This window comes from Limosilactobacillus balticus (genome assembly GCF_014145615.1).
Classification (GTDB): Bacteria; Bacillota; Bacilli; order Lactobacillales; family Lactobacillaceae; genus Limosilactobacillus; species Limosilactobacillus balticus.
In genome coordinates this window covers 74,189-93,930 of record NZ_JACIVH010000041.1, presented here as the reverse complement: position 1 = coordinate 93,930, position 19,742 = coordinate 74,189, and the positions used below count along the sequence as shown (strand labels likewise).

Sequence of the window (19,742 nt, the reverse complement as noted above, 5' to 3'; positions counted from 1 at the left end):
GAGGGCATAATCGTCTCACAAATTTAATATACCACTAATTCTCGATTTTTGAAGAAGAACCGGGTTGGTTTAGTATACTCTTCTTTTCTAAATATTTTTCTTGACTAATCGTAGGAAAGAGGCTGGGAGAAAACTTTCGTTTTCTCTCAGTCTCGTTTTTTTATTGATTATTCAATTTTTCTCGTAACATAAACCGGCGAATCTTGCCACTCGCATTTTTGGGCAGTTCTGAAATAAAAATATAATGTTGGGGAACCTTATATCGTGCCAGATGTTCATAACCATAATTTATTAGTTCAGCTGTTGAAAGGCGACGATCACTGACAACAAAGGCTACGGGCACTTGTCCCCAGACAGGATCAGTTTGGCCAACGACTGCAACTTCATTAATTTGTGGATAACGTTGGTAGACCTGCTCAACTTCTTGGGGAAAAATATTTTCGCCACCTGAAATCAACATTTCATCTGCACGACCATCGATATAGAGGTACCCCTCTTTGTCCAGATGACCAATATCTCCCGTCCGGTACCAACCGTCAATCATCTTAGAAGGTAATTTATCAGGCAGGTTAAGATAGCCAGGAGTTAGAGCCGGTGTTTTCAGCAGAATTTCACCATCTTTACTAAGTTTTAGTTGGGTTGAAAATAGAGGTTGTCCAACTGAACCTAATTTTAGGAGTGCATCGACTGACCGTAATGCAACAATTTGGGAACATGTTTCCGTCATCCCATAACATTGAACAACAGGAATTGACCGTTGTAAACATGTTTCAAGCGTTTCCCGATCAATCGTTCCACCCCCGAGCAACATACAACGAAATGCTGAATTATAGTGTATGTTGGTCTTATTTTGTTGCTGAATGAGTTTTTTTAGCATAAAGGGAACAACTGACATAATGGTGACCGCTTCATTCGCTAAAATTCGTTCAATTTCTTCGGCACGGAACTTCTCGACCAAGCGAACAGTCATCCCGTAAACTAATCCCCGCATAATAATCGAAAAACCACTAATATGGAAGATCGGCGCTACACATAACCACTTATCTGCGGACGATAAGCCTAAATTCAATGCAGAAGAGACCGCTGAATAAAAATGATTGCCAAAAGTTTGCAAAACTCCTTTTGGCTTACCGGTCGTCCCTGAAGTATACATGATGCTAGCTACCCAGTTTGATTTAAATACTGGAATCAACTCTCCTGGATCCGCACTTGTCATCAAGAATGCACTATAAGATTTAAAAGGCTTCGTCATCCCTGATCGCCAAAGAGAATTTTCAACTAGGCACAGCTGAAGTTCACTATCTTTGATCTGTCGTTCTAGCTCTTCACTAGCAAGTCGCCAGTTCAACCAGACAATTGTTCGCCCACTACACATGATCGCTAATGCTAATTTATAACTCATCAGACTATTGGTTGCTAGAAGACCAACCCGCGAACCAGGATTAAGGTGGTCAATTTTTCCCACAAGTTCCTCTACCTGTTTTTTTAATTCAACAAATGGTAGGCGTTCATTACCATCGTCAATTGCAATCTGGTTCGGCTGAGTTGCCGCTTGCTTTAATAGCCAGTTTTGTGTTTCCATTTAAATTGCCTCTTTTATGGGAACTTAGGGAATTGGTCAAAATTAGGATCCCGTTTTTCGTTAAAGGCATCGCGACCCTCTTTACCTTCATCAGTAGTGTAAAAGAGCATCGTAGCATCGCCACCAAGTTGCTGGAGGCCAGCTAGTCCATCAGTATCAGCGTTCATGGCAGCCTTAATAAACCGTAATGCCGTTGGTGACTTCTTCAAGATTTCATTACACCAGTCCAAGGTAACCGATTCAACTTGGTCTAAGGGCACAACTTTATTAATCCAGTTCATCTGGTAGGCTTCTTCGGCACTGTAGAAGTGGTTTAAGAACCAGACTTCCTTTGCCCGTTTGTGACCGATCACACGGGCGAGATAGCCTGATCCATAACCAGCATCAAAGCTTCCTACCTTGGGACCGGTTTGACCAAACTTAGCATTATCAGCAGCAATTGTTAAGTCACAGACAAGTTGCAAGATATTTCCGCCACCTACTGACCAACCCTTTACCATCGCAATAACTGGTTTAGGGATAATCCGGATTAAATGCTGCAAATCAAGAACATTGAGACGGGCAATCTTATCGGGACCGACATATCCGCCGTTGCCCCGAACTCCTTGATCACCACCAGATGAGAAGGCCTTATCACCGGCACCAGTTAGGATAATCACCCCAATTGTGCTATCATCACGACAGATGGTAAACGCGTCGATCATTTCTTGAATTGTAACGGGGGTAAAGGCGTTCAGCTTTTCTGGACGATTCATTGTAATTTTTGCAATCTTTCCCGCTCGTTCAAAAATAATTTCAGAATAATCTTTAACCGGTTGCCAATCAACTGTTGTCATAACTACTCTACTCCTTTGTGAGGTCAATAATAATGAACCTATTAGAAAATTTAGATATTCAAACTCAATCAGTCACAGCCAACAAGTGTGTTATCACCGTTAAAGTAAGTGATAAAATCAAGCAACCTTATGGAATCGTTCACGGCGGAATAAATGCGGTGCTCGCTGAAACCGCAGCTTCCTTAGGTGCCAATCAATGGTTAGCTGATCGTCAACAAGATCAAATAGCTCTCGGAGTTAATATTACCACAGAGCACCTCATTGCGGTATCAAATGGTAAATTAAAGGCGATTGCAACTCCGATTAAATGTGGTCGCCGAATCCAAACTTGGCAAGTCGATATCCATTGTAATGATCAATGTACTAGTACCAGTATAGTTACCCTAATCAACCAGCCCCATCCTTAATTTTCTGATCATTTCTTTAATTAGTATTTGAAAATAAAATTATTCGGAACTATAAAAACTGGTTATGCGCCTTTATTACTATTCTTTCTCGCCTTAACGTTCGATTAATCGTTCTAATTATACAAATCTCGTTATTGTTCTAAAATGAGACATTTGATAAATTAATACCAACGCGAGGCGAACTGCGTGATAAAATTAAACCGTTTTATCTTGCCTGAATTAAGGAATGAATCCCTTCTTTTAGGTCGTCAGTTTACCTATTTGGGGAGAAGGAAAATAAATAGGACAAACACTATGATGGGAAGCATGTCGCGTAAATTATAGTTTTAAAGGAGAGCATTTTTGATATGCGCTTCAATGAAGAAGATGAAGAAAAGTACCTTAAGTTGATTAACAATACCCGTCGCGGAAGTAATAAAGACTTCGAAGAGTTATTTCGCCGCTATTGGCCACTCGTTCGCCGACTGTGGCAACGATATAACATTAGCGACCTTGAACTGGCGGACTGGGAACAGGAAGCCCGAGTTGTAATGCTAGAAGTTATTCGTTTATATAATAATCAGGGACCTCGCATGTTTAGCTGCTTTTTCAAAGAGTGCTTAACTAACCGGATTCGTGATATTCAACGACAAACTCAGGCCCATAAACGAATTCCAGCGGGCTGTCTTTACGCATTACGCGATGATTTTGCTGAAACACTTACTGACTTTTTACATCATTCCCCTGATGACATTATTTATTGCCGGCAGAGTCTTGACCGTTTACTTTGCCACTGTTCTAAATTTGAACGAGAAGTACTAGTTTATCTCCATACTGGTTATTCGATAGCTGAGATTGCTGGTACCCTTGATTGCTCTAAACGGAGCGTCCAAAGTGCCTTACATCGTTGCCACGGCAAACTATTAAAAGTATTAATGAAGTAAGGACTTACAAAGTAAAAAGAAGGTGCTGAGAGAAAACTTTTATTTTCTCCTAGCACCTTCTTTTTTACGCTTTTCTAATAAACAAACATGCAATCACTGCAACTAATGCACTAATAACAAGACCAAAGAAAGCGGCCGAATATGAGCCAGCTGCTTGGACAATCCACCCAATTAAGAGCGGACCAACAAAACCGCCGAGTTGTCCACCAAAGTTAACAATCCCGATTGATGACCCATAAGTTTTTTCCGATAAAATCTGTGCAATGAAACTAAAAATGCCGGTAAATGCCAATGATTTGACAAAATAGATCAGGACATCAAAGATCACAACGCCTACTAATGAGGTGGACTTGAAGAGACCAAACATAAAAATCAAAGTCAGGAACGAAGCAATGCTAATCATCCACCGTTCATGCTTCTTAAACAAGTGCACCATCACAAAGCCAGAAATAAATGCTGCAATACCTCCAGAAATAACTGGCAATGGTACTAACCAAGCCAAGTTCTTCAAGTTTATCCCCTGTTCTTGTAAGAAATAAACTGGCATCCAAGTCTCAAGCCCCTTAGTAATGATATTCAGTGCAAGCCCAATTACCACAAAGGCCCAGACACGGTGGTCAATCTTTTTCCATTCAATTTTGGGACGAGCCTGCCCCTTTTCTTGACTATTATTAATTGGCCGTTCTACCAGGTAATAGGCGAGCAAAATAATAAACCCACCAACCCCAAGCCAAACAAAGGCATTTCGCCAACCACTACTAGCAATAATTGGCACAATTATTAATGGTGCTACTGCTGCGCCGGCATAATTCGATGAAATTAAGGCAGAAGTTGCCTGTGATTTCTCATTCTTATCATAATTTTCAGAAATTCGTTTTAAAGCCGCTGCTGGATATGGTCCTTCTGCAATCCCAAATAGAAAACGAATCGCAATCAAGGCAGCAAGAGACCAGGCCCAGCCAGTCACCATCGTCATTAACGACCAAGCAAACAGGGAAATTACCACCATCAGTTTACTGCCAAACTTATCAGTTAAGTATCCTCCAGGTATTTGCATTAAGGTATAACCTAAAAAGAAAGCACTAGCGGTTGCACCTAATGCTGCCGCCCCCACATGAAAGTCTTTACCGATATAAGCAAGGGAAATATTCATCACTGTTCGGTCAGCAAACAAAACCATATATCCTAAATACAACAGTAGAAAAGATCCCCATCTCTTTACGGTTGTAGAGTTACCTATAGTTTCCATAAAATTACTCCTTTAATATAAAGATCTTTTTTATTGTAATTGATCATTTCAGAACTTACCACCCAAATTTTAAGAATGTCCGCTAAAATTAAGAACGTCACTCTTAATATTTTTTTGTTAAAATATTAGAGATATCCTAAAAAATGATTGTTAATCCAAGGAGGAATTATGGATTTCTCATTTAAAAAACGACCGGTAAAAAGACTATACGGTGAATATACGATTTTATTCATCTTTTTAGCTTTATGTATTTTCGGGACATACTTAATTACTGGTCATACTTTTATCCTCAGCAAAGATGCTCTCAACCAGCATTTACCCTTACTAGCAAAGTATCGGGAAGCACTGATTACCTTCTTCCACCATCCCCGCCTAAACTTCTGGTCGTGGCAAATGGGGCTAGGTAGCGATACCTTTCAAGTATATTCTTACTATACGATTGGGGACGTTTTTTCTTACCTTGCACTACTTTTTCCCGCGGCAAAGATTACCCTCGCTTACCAGGTAATTAATGTTATCCGGATGTATTGTGTTGGCCTCGCCTTTGTTTACTTCGCGCAACACTTTAAGTTTCGCAATAGCGTCATTTTGATGGGAGCAACAACCTATCTTGTCAATTCGTTTTTGCTCTATGCCTGTATTGCCCAGCCGTTCTTTACTACGCCATTTATCATCTTTCCTTTACTCGTGGTGCAGATTGAACGGATATTACAAGAGGGGTCACCCTGGCCGCTTGCTGGTGCCTTTACATGGATGCTAGTAAGCAACTATTACCTTGCTTATGTTTTAGGAATTGGTTCATTTCTCTATCTTGTTCTCCGCGTAGGCACGCATTATCGCCGCACGCTTAATTATGGGAAAACTTTTCTTAAACTTGCCTTTGCGACAATTACTAGTGTCCTCTTATCGGCGGTCTTGCTCGTCCCAGAAATTATCGCTGTCACAAATTCAACCCGGACTGGATCATTATTTGCTAATGGTCTAAAAACCTATCCTCTTTATTACTATCTCTTTTTGCCTAAGTCACTGATTAATGGTGGTCAATGGTATTTCATGTTCTGGTCTGCTCTAGGGATCGTTTCAATTGGGTTTATCGCCCTTGTTTACATTTATTCCCGACCACGAAAGTATCCGTTGCTAACGATCAGCCTTGGTCTTGCACTAATCATGTTGCTAATTCCAGCAGTCGGCGCTTTCTTCAACGGAATGATGTCAGCGTCTAACCGGTGGACTCTCTTGATTTACCTTCCATTGGCGATGGCTGTCTGTATTTTGGCAGAAAACATTCCGACAATTAATCAAAAGACAATGGTGATTCTGAGTTGGGCAACAGGGATCTACCTCATTGTCTTGATTGCGACCTTCTTTTTTGATAATGAAAATGATATTTTTATGCCGGTTATTTTCTTAATCGGCTCCCTAATGGCCATTTGGTTGATTCACTTAAACAAATTAGCGCATCCTTACCGGTGGTTACTAGCGATCACAATGCTTAATGCCGGGGTAAACGCAATTTACGCCGCTTTCCCCTATAATGGTGATTTCTCTAGTAATATGTTGAGTCAGGGAGAGTATCAGGCAATTACTAATAACCGTTACGGTAAACTTAATCAGGATTTGAAAAACAATTCTTTTTACCGCGTTTCAACAATTAGTCAAAACAAAATTATCGATGGTCCCAACCTTGATAATGACCTTACTTCCGGATTGCATAACATTGATTCTTACTATTCACTGCAAAATAAATATTTGGGACAATTTAATACAAGTCTGCAAAATAACCAATACCAGGCTAACATCCCCATTCGGCAAGCTGATGATCGGACAATTATGAATAATTTCTTTGGCGTCAAATATCTCTTTGTTCAAAGCAATGGTGATAACGCGACAAAGATTCCCGCTGGTTACTTTTTAGATAAAGCAACGGATCCAGTCATCAATTATGATGAGGGGCAACCAAGCAATCCACAAAGTAAGGATGAGTTTGTGCCTACGCAAACGATGCGGTATAAAACGAATTATGCCTTCCCATTACTTTACTGGCAAGATAACTACATTAGCAAAAAAGATTATCAATCACTCTCGCCAACTGAAAAAGAACGCGTTTTAGCTAGTGGAGTTCTAGTTGATAAGCAAGCAAAGCTCCGAGGAATGAAGGCCGCTAAGCTCAAGACGCATGTCTATCCCCTTAAAAGCGAGTTAGTTTCGAATCGCTTGAATAAGGTTAACCCGGCTAAATTGACCTATACCGATAGTGAAGAAACTTATCAATTGCAATTACCAGAATTGCAAAGTAAAAAAATGCAGCAAAAACTAAAGGGGAGCGAGTTGCATATTGAATTCTCTAAGATTAAGTACACTCCTTTCTCCATGAAAGAACAGATTGCCTACGAACAAGCACATCTCAAGGAAACTGTCCTTAATCCCGGAAATGTTATTAATCAGCGCTATACCCACTATCGCTATTGGCGCTACCACGTTTTAAATGGTTCTCCCGATATTAGTTTTAAGCTTAATATAGGCAGTAAGTTTGGAACCGCCACGATTGAACAAGCACGACAAAGTACCCTTTCCTTGTTTAAGCACGTTACTAATTCAACACTTAATATTGGTTATTATGACGGCAAACTACCAACTTCACTCACCTTCCAGCCTTCAAAACTGGGAACTTATGAGCTCAAATACCGGGTAGTCGCAGAGAAGCTAGATAATAACTACTATCGTGAAGTTAAAACATTGCAACGCCACCGCCTAGAGGATATTAAATTTAAACGTAACCAAGTTCAGGGAACAATTAAAACCACTCGTCCTGGCGTCCTTACCTCTTCGATTCCTTATTCTACGGGCTGGTCAGTAAAAGTTAATGGTAAAAAGGCAACTACTTTACGAACAAACCAAGCCTTCTTAGGGGTATACCTACCTACTGGAACTCACCATGTTACCTTTAACTACGAGTTACCGGGAATCAAATTAGGTGCATTACTCAGTTTAATTGGCCTTGGTTGGACCATTATTGCTGGAATTATTACGATCGGATGGGAACGAAAGCGCAAGTAAAGCGGAATAATTCTTGCATCCCTTTTAAGAGACGATTAAGATAAAATTAAATCTATGGGCAGGAGAAAAAATCGTGCATAAGAAGTTTACCTATATTGTCTATCAAATTATTATGGCTATTTTAGCCGTTATCTCGATTGGGATGTTGATCGCATATTATGCCAAGCGGATCAATATTGATACCTATCCTTACAATATGATTGATAATGGTATATGGCTAGTCTTCTTTTCCGATTATGTTATCCGGCTGATTATTTCACCAGATAAACGCGAATTTGTTAAGGATAACATCTTTGACCTTCTCTCAATCATTCCTGCCAGCAGCCTGTTCTTTCTCTTCCGAATTGGTCAAATTGGCAGAACATTTCAGTTGCTTAAACTCATGCGAATCATGCGTTTAGTCGGTTTTACTGGTCGCCTTGGCGTCTTCTTTGAACGAAATGAGCTGCTTTACTACTTATACATTACGATTGCCGTCATAATGGTAGCTGCTGCAATGTTTTGTATTTCGGAGAAAGTCTCTTACGAAACAGCTCTGTGGTGGGCAATTACAACCGCGACTACGATTGGTTACGGGGATGTGATTCCTAAGACCGGAATTGGACGGGCAGCTGCGATTGTCCTGATGCTCCTGGGAATCGGTTTTATTGGGATGCTCACCAGTACAATTACTGAGTTTTTTGCCAAAAAAGACGAACGGAAAATTTCCGCCCAGTTAGTCAAAATTCAACATGAAAATCGTCAGCTAAAGGCTGAGTTAGACGAAATTAAGCGTTTGATTCAGAAAAATAACCGTTAGTAAATAGCCTCCATTCAAGGATTTCCTAAGAATGGAGGCTATTTTTAATTTAAATGACTAATCTGAAAAGCTTTGCAGGGTGTCCATGATCAATTGGATGAATTTCTCACGATTAATATCAAGGAGGACTTCAGTATTTTGGGGCTTGCCAGTTAATTGATAGTAGTCACAAACCGTCTCTCCCCGTGTAAGATCGCCCTGAGTTTCAACATCCACATTCATTTTGTCAGTACCGAACATAGTAGGATCAATCAGCCAAGCAATCGTACATGGGTCATGGAGGGGCGCACCTTTAAAACCCCATTTTGGATTTTCATGGTACTGTTCAAAGAAGTTCAAGAGACCATGGAAAGCCTGGGCAACTGGATTGTCGATTTGCCCAATTTGATTAATCTCATCCTTCATAATCTGAGCTTTATGGGTCACGTTCAACGGTGCCATTACCAGAGGCAGGCCAAAGTTCATTACAATTTTAGCCGCTTCTGGATCAACAAAAATATTAAATTCGACTGATGGTCGCCAATTCCCAAGTCCCATTGCTCCACCCATGAAGACAATCTGATTAATCTTTTCTTTTGCCAAATCGGGATAACCCCGCAAGAATAAGGCCGCATTTGTCATTGGACCGGTGACAACTAGGGTAACTTTCTCGTCACTGTCACGAAGGGTTTTAGCAATCAATTCAATGGCCGGAATTGGTTGAACTTTGAAATCTGGATCAGGAAGGTCCGCACCAGCTAAACCCGTCTCACCATGAACTTCCGGTGCAGTTTCAAGCGGCACGACCAGCGGAGTTTGATTTCCCTGAGCAACTGGAATATCTTCACGATGGAGTAAAGTTAACATCCGCATCGTATTATTTAAAGTTTTGTCCGGTGTTTGATTACCAGCAGAAGTTGTTACGGCAAGGACATCAATCTTCGGTGATGCAACGGCCATCGTTAACGCTAATGCATCATCATGTCCGGGATCACAGTCAAGAATTATCTTTTTGGTCATTTGTTATCGGCATCCTTTCTTTGTGAATTGTTAGTATAGCGGTTACATTAATTATAACAAATGAACATTATTTCGTTTAATGTCGATCAATAAAATTTAAAAAGACATAATAAAAGGACCACCTAATCGTGATCCTTTTCAATATAAGTTATAATTTTACGCTTTCTTTACTAAATAAATTGGTAAAGCAATAGCGCCAGCTAAAAGGGCTAAAATAGTAAACTTCTTCTTTGAATGCTTCTTAGGTTGTGTAGTTTTGTTTTCAGTTTTATTTTTCTTCATAAGAATCTACTCCTTTGTTCAAAAACCTATCACTACCTACACTCTTATTTTAGCCCCATTTTGCCTTTACGTAAAAATATATGGGCCAGGTAATTAAAGCAATTATAAATAACCAAACAATTATCTTTTGAAATAGGTTAAGTTTCCAAATATGTTTCATAAGTTCACCTTATTTCTTTTTAAGCCAACATTAGCAAGCTTGTTCATACATAAATTAATCTCTAAATTAAATCATGAAAAGAAAAAGAACCACCCGCAAGTGATTCTTCGGATAAAAATTAGTTCTTCTTTGCCAGCTTATATAGCAAGTACATTGACCAAATTAAGGCTCCTGCGACAAGCGTTAATAAAACAATCTTTTGGTTCTTTGATAAGTTATGACATGGACACTTCATATTTAATCGCCCCTTTGCATAAGTTAGTTTAATTATAACGCTTTCAAAGGGAGTATTAAAGAACTTACTTTGTTTTAGAAAGTTATAGTTTCTCCAATTTTTCTTGAATAATCTCTTTGCTCGGTACTTTCATATAGCCATTTGAGCCAAGTTGAAGAATACTATTATACAAAACTAATGCTAATTGACTTGCAGGAAGATTAAAATTTCTGGAAAAAGATTTAACCTCCCATTCTTCTGCTATAGCCCTCTGACCACGAGTCTCTATCCCTGTTATTACCGAATTTGCTCCTTGTTTCCAACTAACTCCTGATTCCCTTCGCCATTGATAAGAATATGCAACCGAAATATAAATAAAATACCATATTTGACTTGCTGAAAAATTTTTAAGTAGTTGGCCAATAACTAGTCTTGTTTTCTTCCCAGGACTAAACTTAAAGCCTACTGCATCCATTCGATATATTAAAAATTCAATAACTTCTTGATATGCTATTTCTTTCCAAAGGATTAAGCATTCTTCTGGTGCGCTTAAAAATTCTTCTGCTGAGGGATATTCTAAGCGTTTTAATAATTCCTCATGATCTAAATTCTCGTCCTGAACATTAATTAAATAATTAACTTTGTAAATATAATATGTATTTGGATAATTAGGACCATCCTCTGGAAATGCCTCTAATGGCGAGTCAGGAGCTACTTTTATAATTTGTCGATCTATTAAATAATTAAGGATGTCCTTTTCCATTTCTTTAGTCGGCGCCAGTTTATTTTCTTTTAATTTAATTGGCTTAATTTCCTTTGCGTCCTCACTTAACGTAGCCCTAAGCAATGCCGATAGATATAGCCTATCCTTTAATGATAATAAGCTCAGTAAAATTTTCTCATGATTTTCCTGCGAATATGTTCGTTCTATTAATTCACGACACTTTTTTCTTTTACTCTTCTCTTCTTCTATGCAATTATCACATCTGCACATTTCCATGTTTTTATGTCCACACTTTGGACAATATTCTTTTCGAGTCATTATTTCCGGAAAAGTTCTACTTGGTAGTTTTTGTAACATTCTCGCACCATCATACGGGCACTTTAACTCAGTCATAAATGGTGGGAATGCTTTAACTACCTGAGTAGGTTTTAAATTTAACTGATATTCTTTTATTATCCCTTTTAGTTTTTTATCCGTATTGTAATAATCATTTAATAAGTTTAAGATTTTACTTCTATTAAGTTCTTTTAACCCATTACCTATTAAATTCCACCTTAATTCTATATTCTCAATATTCATATATGTCTCCTTGCAAACGTATGTTTAAAACAAATTTTATCATATTTACTATTATTCTTCGAACGTTCGTTCGGAAACGCGAATAAATATTCATACATAGAAAATTCTAAGGTGTCCTGATTGCAATTAATAAACGAGTAAAAATTCCAAATTTCATTAGTTGGCTAGTCAATTGTATCTTCCCCTGCTTTGGGGAATACACTTGTTTGCACATCAAATCATCATATCCATTATCCGCCATCGATTCTTTAATCACTTTTTACCTGGCTAATCCACTTAAGTCACGTAATGTTAAGGTAGATACTTTCTCGACCGATCTTTTTTAGATTCTGTCATTTCTTTCCCTCATTATATTAATTCATAAGTAATTAAATAGTAATTTTATATTCTTTTTCGATAACTAAACGTTTATTTCTTTAGTGTGATTATTTAATATCAAATGAGAGCAGCGTAAAGAAAGGGTTATTTTTTAATCTAAGTCAGAGAAAAGATTGCCTGTGCTTTCTGTAACACAAGATATTCGTCCTTTTTAAGGAATATTTACCTACCATAGCATTGAAAGTATAACTTCTCCTGGTTATACAATTTTTACACTTGTTAATTCGATTCGCCATGATAATCACTTCTGGAAAGAAAAATGTTCAAGTTATCGATTTATACAGTTATTAAAAAAGGTTATACATGGGATTAGGGAAGGATGTAGTATAAGTTATAAGGAATTTTTAACACTTAATGAAATATACCCTCTTCTTTGACTGAGTGAAATAAAAGCAGTAATTTACTAAAAATTATTAACAAATTACTTTTTTCCCGCAACGAGCGAAAAATAAAAAGCTTAAATTATAATTTTTCCAAATTTAGATATGATGGCAACTATAATTATCTTATAAATTAAAACGACTAATCAGCGCAGTAAAATCCGTTGATTAGTCGTTTTAGCTTATAGATCTTTTAGAGCTTCTGCTGAGTCACCCATTTTACGATCTAAATCGTTATGTTCTTGCACATAAGTTTCAAAACTACCTCCCAAATCAGTTGCATGGGTAGCAAAATGCTTTAAATTCAGGTATGCTTCATGAATAGTTTCTTTATCAGCCTTTGAAGGATAATCATTTTGCTGAATCTTTTGATCTAACTGGTGAAGTTGATCACTTAATTCCTTTACTTTAATTATTTCACTGCGATGATTATCTTCAATTTTTTTAACTGAGACCGAGGCGCTAAAATTTTCACCTTCATTACGGATAGCGTCACGCCATTCATTTCCTTCTGCTTTAGATAAATCCTCTGTTTTAATCCCTAGTGATGTAAAAACACGAATAAAATCTTCCTTATTTTCTAAATATTCAGTTTGACTATTATTAGTTGTAATATTTTTTTCAGTTTGAGTCGTCTGCTGAGAATGCTGATCAATATAATCTTCCACCGATCCGACAAACCATACTGCAGAAAATAGTATGATTAGCGAAATTATCGTAAAGCGTTTATTCTTCTTATACTCTTTGCTTTTCTTATTTTTGCGATTTCTAAACCAGCGAATGCCATAAATAATGGCAGCGATTAATGAAAAGAAACCTATTAATAATAGCGCGTCTGAAACAATTTGCATTTGAAAAACCCCTCAGTTAATATTTAAAACTCAAAAGGCCAATCAGCGTAACTAATGCGTTGGTTGGTCTTTCATATTCATTTATCATATCATAATCAATTTTAGAAAACTACAATCATTTACCATATTTATTTGCATAATGCTATAATCAAAGCAAACATATCAAAGGAGGAGAATTATATGTTTGAAGCTTACAAATACTACTGGCAAAACGCGTTTAAGTACCGGGCTACTTCAACGCGGGCGGATTTTTGGTGGCCAGTATTAGTTAATTTCATCATTTTTGTTATTTTATATTTCTTACTAGCAATCGCTGGTTTTGCTTCTGTCACTTCGATTATGAACGGCTATAATCATGGCGCTGGATTCTTAATCTTCTTACTCTTCGTTATTGCAGTATTTGCCATTGCTATTATTATTCCTGGAATTGCTATTTGTGTCCGGCGGGTTCGTGATACCGGTTTGACTGGCTGGACCGTATTAGTTTTCTGGTTACTTTCCCTTATTTTTACAAGTAACAATAGTGCAGTGATGGAAACTATTTCCTCGGTCATTGATATAATCTTTTTAGTAATTCTCTGTTTACCAACAGGCTATGTCAGTAAGCATGGTTGGTGGAGTGCTAACTACGACAACGATATTACAGTTTCGTCATTACAAAACGATGATTAATTAAAAGAGCTGGTGCCTCAAAATGCAGCATCAGCTCTTTTAATTTAGTTATTAACCTTAATTATCCCTTGTAAATAGGTTGGTATGATCCCCGTAAAGTGATCTTATCAAGTCCGTTATCAAGGTTGTACTTGTCGTCGCTAAGCTTCTTTTGCCGGTAACCTGCCCGTGAAAAAGCTTCAACTAAGCGCGCCATAAATTCTTGACCACCTTCTGCAGTTTCATAAATCATGTGGTCAATGTATTGTGGCATGTTTGTACTCTTTCGCAATAAAGTGATTAAGTACACCTGCTTATCAGTCTTGTTAATTTCTGAGGTATTTTGCATCAATGACATATCTATTTCCTCCTATTCAATCCAAGAATTCTCTTCCTATTCATATTATAAATTATGTACAGGATTAGTCAAAACTGTTTATCAAAATTTTCGCTTATTTTGATCCATACCGATTAAACTTAACGGGATTAAGGCTAACCCAAGCAAAATTAACTCATTATTATCTGATCCTGTTTGAGGTAATTGCTTTTCATTTGTCGATTGTAATTTCCTAGCGTTTGCTTGTTTTGAAGTTCTTACCGCGTATTTTGGACTAACATTATCTGAAAAATTAAGTTTACTTGGAACAGTTTGGAATTCATAAACCGATTTTTTGCCTAAATTGTGGACAATAACTTTTGAGATATTTGTTTTGTCTTCATTTTGCGGCTTACTAGACTGGGCATTATTATTTAACTTTTGGTAATCGCTTAGGAAGATTAATTTATCCTTTTCTTCAAACAATTTTCCTAATGCTAATAAAATCAGATCGCTGCCCTTTTCTCCTTCTAGCTGAATCCCCAATGGTAATCCTTGTGCATTAACATAAGTCGGCAAACTTAACGCCGGTTCTCCTGCTAAATTAGCTAATTGCGTAAATGGCGTTTTGCTTAACCCATGATACCAAGCATTGTAAATAACATCCATTTGTTGCTCAAAAGGCATCTTAGCCATTTGCAAAATTTTAGTAACATCTGCTGGTAAAAATGCCGGATCAGAATTTAACGGTGCAACTGTTGCGGTAGTTGGCGTTAAATAAATCGGATATTCTTCATGAAAACTCTTCATCTGGGCAGCAACTAATGCTAATTCATTATTGTAAGTTTGCTTTATTTCTTTGGGTGCTTTTTTACTAGCTTCATACAACGCATATGTCATCGGGCTAATTAAATGCTCTGTGACATCGCTAGCCTGCAGATTACGGTGTAGCTTTTGCTGAGCTAGATAATTAGCAACTGTTCCGTCACTCAAAGCCCCTAAATAATAAGCACGCATCAGTTTTACTCCATCAACTGGATTATCCTTTTCGACTACTTGAAAGCCCTGTTGCCGTAAGAAGGTAACTGCATTCAGAACTGCTTTTTCAGCATCAGGACTGACAACGGAGCCAACTGGCGATTTTAATGAATATGCAATTTTTAAATCTTGGAGCTTAAGCGGAAATTCTTTTAATAATGATTTACGTTTTGGATCTATTAATCCTTCAAATAGCTTGATCGTGTCATCAATCCGTCGCGTTTCCGCAAAGTTAACCACTGAAGGCGTTAATGAATCCCCAAGAATAATTCCCTGAGTAGGTTTTAATCCAATTACACCTGACCACGAAGCAGGAATTCTTAATGAACCACCGGCATCATTTCCGGTTGCAAGCGATACCATTCCAGCAGCCACACTTGCTGCCGCTCCGCCAGAAGACCCGCCGGCATTTCGCGTGAGGTCCCAAGGATTATGCGTAGGCCCATATAAATTGGAATCTGTCACGTTAATTAATCCTAACTCAGGATAATTTGTTTCACCAACAATTACGAACCCCATTTCCTGTAACTTTGCTACAAAATTTTTAGTATAGCCATAGTGATTGTCTTTCATATACGGCAGCCCATTCGTATTTGGATACCCTTTATATGCTTGGCCTAACCCTTTAATTAGAATTGGCACCCCGTAAAAAGGTTGCTCTGAATTAGAGGTTGTAGTTGGTAAAGCATTTACTTGTTGCCGTGCATTTACTGGATCTTGATAAATCACACTATTAAGATCCTTATTTTCCGCTATTTTTTGATATGTATCATTAACTAGCTGTTGACTATCAATTTGCTGATCCTTAACTTGTTGTGCAGTGGCAAGGGCTGATTGATTTTCAGTGTCCGTAATCGTTTTTGAACTCTGAGCATTAACTTTAACATTAGTTTGAATGTTAGTTTCAGCTGCCTCAGATGCATGAGTTGGTAAAGAATAAAATGAATTGAACCCTAAAGGAATTAATAAGGAGAGCGTAAAACGTAATTTCCAATGCTTTTTCATTACAATACCTCCAAAATTGTACATTACATTTTAATTATACGTCATTTGTATACGCTTTCAATTTTAAGATCTGCAATAAAAAAGCGAGGTAACAATCCTTTATTGTTTCCTCCCTTAATAAAAATAACATTTTACAAATACTTGTTAGTCAAAGTCTTAACATGTTGCGTACCGATCAAGAAGTATGCAACGGCAACGATATTAATTGTCACTGATCTTAAATATCTTGTACTTTTTACCCTAACCCTGTAATTTTCGTTAATTAAGTGTTACTATAATGGCGAAAGGAAGCATAATCATGGAAATTAATGCAGATGCTCTTAAGAACTTCCAAGATTCGAAGTTCAATTTTGTAGATGCAGATGGTAATGATGTAGACTTTGATAACTTGGACGAAAGTGTAAAGTACACTCTTCGTGATGGTGAAACAGTTGTTGAAGATGATATGCATGCCAAGGACGTTGTTGATACCATTAATAATGAATATGGTAAGACAATGAACGTTTAATTTCTTGATATGTAAAATTAAAAATGGGTTCCTATCACTCAATCTTTGATAGGGACCTATTTTTTTACTATCTAAATTGCTTCTCTTGCCCAAGAGTTCTAAAATTAGAGATAAAAAGAAAAGATAAGGGGCTCTTATTTATGATGAACATTCTATTAATCATCTTAACAGCAATTTTTATTATCGAAAGTATTTTTGAAGTTCGTTATTTTTACCAAATTCGGACCATTTTTAATCAATCTGGCCGTATTAAACCTACTAAACGAGTTCAGCGAATCGTTACAATTGAAACTCAGTGGTCATGGATTTCATGGATCTTTTTACTCTTACTGTTCGTTTTACCAGACATGTATACCGCTATTCTCATCTGTGTCATTACCCTTATTGAAACATGGGTAGTCTACGAACTTTACAACGCTCGCGAATATGCTAAGAAAATTAATGAAAAATAATAAAAGTAAAGAGGAAGGTGTTACAAGCTCAACGCCTTCCTCTTTTTTATGCTACACGCACTTTTGTTAACAGTTCATAAACATAAGACAACTCACTTGGACGAAAAGCGCCATGGAGGGTTCCTACTTTTTTAAAGCCGCTCTTAGTTGCGATCCGTTGCATTGCCATATTATTTTCATTTGTACTTAAACGAATTGAGGTGATTTCTGGACGTTCGGTCTCCAAATACTCAATCAAACTCAAAAATAATTTGGATGCATATCCTTTTCCTGCATGCCGTGAATGAATAGCTACGCGGTGGATTACAACATAATTTTCAGTATTAATTAGCCATTCCCCGTTAAGCTTGTCATAAAAATGATCCGGTGCTTCAACAATTGCTAACGTGCCAACTGTTTGTCCATCATCTGCTTTAACGAGATAAGCATAACCATTCTCAATATCTTCTTTTACATGGGTAACGTTCGGGTAATCCCCCTGCCATTGATCAACGCCCCGCTCAGCTAACTGGTTACGTCCATCACGTAAAATATCTACTACTACATCTAAATCTGCCATTGTTGCTTTCCGGATTTTCATTGTAATCCCTCCTTAAAATCGTTGCTTATAGCTAAACCATAACAAATTAAGCAATTAATAGTATCACACCTCAATATTCAGATGCAATCACTTTCGATTTTTAATTTTTAGGGAACCGATAAACTAATCTTAAACAAGTTATTGACATCGCTTACATACAACAGTATATTATTAGGTGTAACGATAAACTAAAACGCTTTCAAATGAATGAAGGGAGAATTACTACAATGAATTATTTTATCGGTGTCGATGTTGGAACTACTTCTACAAAAGCAGTTCTATATGACCAAAATGCAACTGTGTTAGACCAATTTAGCCAAGGTTATTCCCTTTACCGCGATGCTAGTGGAATGGCTGAACAAAACCCAACTGCAATTGTCGAAGCAGTCGAAAAAGTTATTTATGATGCGGCACAAAAAGCAGATTTAACAAACGGAAAATTGTTAGCGGTATCATTTTCCAGTGCTAACCAAAGTGTGATCATGCTCGACAAGAATTTCAATCCTCTTTCACGGGTGATCACTTGGGCTGATACACGGGCGCGTGATGTTGCAAACGAATTAAAGAATAGTCCTGCTGGTCAGCAAATTTATGCTAAAACAGGTACACCTATTCATCCGATGTCCCCGTTGACCAAGATTATGTGGCTCAATAAGACACAAACAGATAAGGTTGCTCAAACTGCATATTTTGGCGATATCAAATCCTACCTCTTCCACCAATTTTTTAATACGTTTAAGGTTGATGTCTCCATTGCTTCATGTACCGGAATGATGAATGTCAATACATGTGACTGGGATGAGCAGGCATTGGAACTCGCTAACGTCGACCGTTCCCAATTACCAGAAATCGTGAACGGAACAACCCAAGCGATTGGCCTAACAGCAGCGGCGCAAGCAAAGATGGGCATCCCCGCTGACACACCATTTGTTTACGGTGCCTTTGACGGTGCTTTATCTAATTTAGGCGTGGGAGCAATTAAGCAAAATACTGTTGCCATTACGATTGGGACTTCAGCTGGTGTTCGAGTTGTAACTGACCATCCAGTGATCGATCCTCAGCAACGACTCTTCTGCTATGCCGTGGATAAAGGCTTATGGGTAATCGGTGGGCCGCTTAATAATGGTGGCGACGTCTATCAATGGGCCGTTGAGCACCTAGTTGACGCCAGCGCAGTTAAAAATGAAAACATTGATCCTTACACTCTTGCTAACCGAGTTATTGAAGGTGTTCCCGCTGGAGCTCACGGCTTGCTCTTCCACCCCTTCCTTGGCGGTGAACGGGCACCATTATGGGACGCTAATGCGCGTGGTAGTTTCTTTGGGCTTTCCCATATTCATACCCGTGCCGATATGCTGCGCTCAGTAATGGAAGGAATTTGTATGAACATTGCCACTGTTTTCCAAGCGGTTCGTGACCTTGTTGGTATTCCCGCAAGCGTAACTGCAACTGGCGGTTTTGCGCGGGCTGAAGTTTGGCGGCAGATGTTAGCAGATGTTTTAAACTGTCCAGTCAATATCCCGAACTCATTTGAATCTGGTTGTCTCGGGGCAATTACTATGGCAATGAAGAGTTTAGGAATGATTGAAAACTATGAAATCATTAAAACATTAGTTGGAGATATCAGTTCTTATCAACCAAATCAAAGAGCGGTCAGTGTTTATCAAAATTACTTACCACTCTTCAAACAGGTTGAAGGATTATTAACACCAGCCTATTCGACCATCGCTAAATTACAACAACAATCTACTACTCATTAGGGGGTTATTATC

At 38.0% G+C, this 19,742-nt stretch carries 18 protein-coding genes; 8 read left to right on the top strand and 10 right to left on the bottom strand.

Translation table 11 applies throughout. The features are described from left to right. Positions 1-160: 160 nt before the first annotated feature. Positions 161-1,582, bottom strand: a complete 1,422-nt coding sequence (locus H5S10_RS00910; RefSeq protein ID WP_182588413.1) for an o-succinylbenzoate--CoA ligase — start codon at positions 1,580-1,582, stop codon at positions 161-163. 14 nt (positions 1,583-1,596) lie between these two features. Then, positions 1,597-2,418, bottom strand: a complete 822-nt coding sequence (gene menB / locus H5S10_RS00905) for a 1,4-dihydroxy-2-naphthoyl-CoA synthase (RefSeq protein ID WP_182586592.1) — start codon at positions 2,416-2,418, stop codon at positions 1,597-1,599. A gap of 32 nt (positions 2,419-2,450) precedes the next feature. Between menB and H5S10_RS00900 the strand changes: the two genes are divergently transcribed. Together H5S10_RS00900 and H5S10_RS00895 are read left to right on the top strand one after the other, a co-directional pair. After that, positions 2,451-2,825 (top strand): PaaI family thioesterase, encoded by a 375-nt coding sequence (locus H5S10_RS00900; protein WP_182586591.1) that lies wholly within the window; start codon positions 2,451-2,453, stop codon positions 2,823-2,825. A 347-nt stretch (positions 2,826-3,172) separates the two neighbouring features. Then, the gene (locus H5S10_RS00895) at positions 3,173-3,748 is read left to right on the top strand and encodes an RNA polymerase sigma factor (RefSeq protein WP_182586590.1); all 576 of its coding nucleotides are present in this window, start codon (positions 3,173-3,175) and stop codon (positions 3,746-3,748) included. Between the two features lie 64 nt (positions 3,749-3,812). On the opposite strand, the gene H5S10_RS00890 is transcribed toward H5S10_RS00895, so the two are convergent. Further along, the gene (locus H5S10_RS00890) at positions 3,813-4,997 is read right to left on the bottom strand and encodes an MFS transporter (protein ID WP_182586589.1); all 1,185 of its coding nucleotides are present in this window, start codon (positions 4,995-4,997) and stop codon (positions 3,813-3,815) included. A 168-nt stretch (positions 4,998-5,165) separates the two neighbouring features. Here H5S10_RS00890 and H5S10_RS00885 point away from each other — a divergent pair, with 168 nt between their 5' ends. Further along, entirely contained in the window at positions 5,166-8,054 is a 2,889-nt protein-coding gene (locus H5S10_RS00885) for a YfhO family protein (protein WP_182588412.1), read from the top strand. 73 nt (positions 8,055-8,127) lie between these two features. Next, positions 8,128-8,853 (top strand): potassium channel family protein, encoded by a 726-nt coding sequence (locus H5S10_RS00880; protein ID WP_182586587.1) that lies wholly within the window; start codon positions 8,128-8,130, stop codon positions 8,851-8,853. A 57-nt stretch (positions 8,854-8,910) separates the two neighbouring features. On the opposite strand, the gene rihA is transcribed toward H5S10_RS00880, so the two are convergent. The 4 genes from rihA to H5S10_RS00865 form a co-directional block, all read right to left on the bottom strand. Further along, positions 8,911-9,852 (bottom strand): pyrimidine-specific ribonucleoside hydrolase RihA, encoded by a 942-nt coding sequence (gene rihA, locus H5S10_RS00875; RefSeq protein ID WP_182588411.1) that lies wholly within the window; start codon positions 9,850-9,852, stop codon positions 8,911-8,913. 156 nt (positions 9,853-10,008) lie between these two features. Next, on the bottom strand, positions 10,009-10,134 hold the full coding sequence (locus H5S10_RS10375) for a hypothetical protein (protein ID WP_003666121.1): 126 nt from the start codon (positions 10,132-10,134) through the stop codon (positions 10,009-10,011). 477 nt (positions 10,135-10,611) lie between these two features. Further along, positions 10,612-11,811, bottom strand: coding sequence for a hypothetical protein (locus tag H5S10_RS00870; protein ID WP_182588410.1), 1,200 nt, complete (start codon positions 11,809-11,811; stop codon positions 10,612-10,614). 940 nt (positions 11,812-12,751) lie between these two features. Continuing rightward, positions 12,752-13,420: a hypothetical protein gene (locus H5S10_RS00865; RefSeq protein WP_182588409.1), complete on the bottom strand. Its 669-nt coding sequence runs from the start codon at positions 13,418-13,420 to the stop codon at positions 12,752-12,754. Between the two features lie 180 nt (positions 13,421-13,600). Between H5S10_RS00865 and H5S10_RS00860 the strand changes: the two genes are divergently transcribed. After that, positions 13,601-14,092 carry a DUF805 domain-containing protein gene (locus tag H5S10_RS00860; RefSeq protein WP_182588408.1) on the top strand — a complete coding sequence of 164 codons (492 nt, stop codon included), beginning with the start codon at positions 13,601-13,603 and terminating at the stop codon, positions 14,090-14,092. 61 nt (positions 14,093-14,153) lie between these two features. On the opposite strand, the gene H5S10_RS00855 is transcribed toward H5S10_RS00860, so the two are convergent. Continuing rightward, a complete protein-coding gene (locus H5S10_RS00855) occupies positions 14,154-14,429 on the bottom strand; it encodes a hypothetical protein (protein WP_019252577.1) in 276 nt (91 codons plus the stop codon). Between the two features lie 81 nt (positions 14,430-14,510). Continuing rightward, entirely contained in the window at positions 14,511-16,430 is a 1,920-nt protein-coding gene (locus tag H5S10_RS00850) for an amidase family protein (protein WP_182588407.1), read from the bottom strand. A gap of 277 nt (positions 16,431-16,707) precedes the next feature. Here H5S10_RS00850 and H5S10_RS00845 point away from each other — a divergent pair, with 277 nt between their 5' ends. Together H5S10_RS00845 and H5S10_RS00840 are read left to right on the top strand one after the other, a co-directional pair. After that, the gene (locus H5S10_RS00845) at positions 16,708-16,938 is read left to right on the top strand and encodes a hypothetical protein (RefSeq protein WP_003667978.1); all 231 of its coding nucleotides are present in this window, start codon (positions 16,708-16,710) and stop codon (positions 16,936-16,938) included. A 140-nt stretch (positions 16,939-17,078) separates the two neighbouring features. Continuing rightward, complete coding sequence (locus H5S10_RS00840; RefSeq protein ID WP_182588406.1) at positions 17,079-17,390, top strand: hypothetical protein; 312 nt, start codon at positions 17,079-17,081, stop codon at positions 17,388-17,390. Positions 17,391-17,436: 46 nt separating this feature from the next. On the opposite strand, the gene H5S10_RS00835 is transcribed toward H5S10_RS00840, so the two are convergent. After that, positions 17,437-17,970, bottom strand: coding sequence for a GNAT family N-acetyltransferase (locus tag H5S10_RS00835; protein WP_182588405.1), 534 nt, complete (start codon positions 17,968-17,970; stop codon positions 17,437-17,439). A 227-nt stretch (positions 17,971-18,197) separates the two neighbouring features. Here H5S10_RS00835 and H5S10_RS00830 point away from each other — a divergent pair, with 227 nt between their 5' ends. Continuing rightward, positions 18,198-19,730, top strand: coding sequence for a gluconokinase (locus tag H5S10_RS00830; RefSeq protein WP_182588404.1), 1,533 nt, complete (start codon positions 18,198-18,200; stop codon positions 19,728-19,730). The last annotated feature ends 12 nt before the right edge of the window (positions 19,731-19,742 follow it).

Coding starts and splice junctions, on each gene's coding strand:
- H5S10_RS00910 (WP_182588413.1), bottom strand. CDS start 1,582: ATGGAAACACAAAACTGGCTATTAAAGCAAGCGGCAACTCAGCCGAAC.
- menB (WP_182586592.1), bottom strand. CDS start 2,418: ATGACAACAGTTGATTGGCAACCGGTTAAAGATTATTCTGAAATTATT.
- H5S10_RS00900 (WP_182586591.1), top strand. CDS start 2,451: ATGAACCTATTAGAAAATTTAGATATTCAAACTCAATCAGTCACAGCC.
- H5S10_RS00895 (WP_182586590.1), top strand. CDS start 3,173: ATGCGCTTCAATGAAGAAGATGAAGAAAAGTACCTTAAGTTGATTAAC.
- H5S10_RS00890 (WP_182586589.1), bottom strand. CDS start 4,997: ATGGAAACTATAGGTAACTCTACAACCGTAAAGAGATGGGGATCTTTT.
- H5S10_RS00885 (WP_182588412.1), top strand. CDS start 5,166: ATGGATTTCTCATTTAAAAAACGACCGGTAAAAAGACTATACGGTGAA.
- rihA (WP_182588411.1), bottom strand. CDS start 9,852: ATGACCAAAAAGATAATTCTTGACTGTGATCCCGGACATGATGATGCA.
- H5S10_RS10375 (WP_003666121.1), bottom strand. CDS start 10,134: ATGAAGAAAAATAAAACTGAAAACAAAACTACACAACCTAAGAAGCAT.
- H5S10_RS00870 (WP_182588410.1), bottom strand. CDS start 11,811: ATGAATATTGAGAATATAGAATTAAGGTGGAATTTAATAGGTAATGGG.
- H5S10_RS00865 (WP_182588409.1), bottom strand. CDS start 13,420: ATGCAAATTGTTTCAGACGCGCTATTATTAATAGGTTTCTTTTCATTA.
- H5S10_RS00860 (WP_182588408.1), top strand. CDS start 13,601: ATGTTTGAAGCTTACAAATACTACTGGCAAAACGCGTTTAAGTACCGG.
- H5S10_RS00855 (WP_019252577.1), bottom strand. CDS start 14,429: ATGTCATTGATGCAAAATACCTCAGAAATTAACAAGACTGATAAGCAG.
- H5S10_RS00850 (WP_182588407.1), bottom strand. CDS start 16,430: ATGAAAAAGCATTGGAAATTACGTTTTACGCTCTCCTTATTAATTCCT.
- H5S10_RS00845 (WP_003667978.1), top strand. CDS start 16,708: ATGGCGAAAGGAAGCATAATCATGGAAATTAATGCAGATGCTCTTAAG.
- H5S10_RS00840 (WP_182588406.1), top strand. CDS start 17,079: ATGATGAACATTCTATTAATCATCTTAACAGCAATTTTTATTATCGAA.
- H5S10_RS00835 (WP_182588405.1), bottom strand. CDS start 17,970: ATGAAAATCCGGAAAGCAACAATGGCAGATTTAGATGTAGTAGTAGAT.
- H5S10_RS00830 (WP_182588404.1), top strand. CDS start 18,198: ATGAATTATTTTATCGGTGTCGATGTTGGAACTACTTCTACAAAAGCA.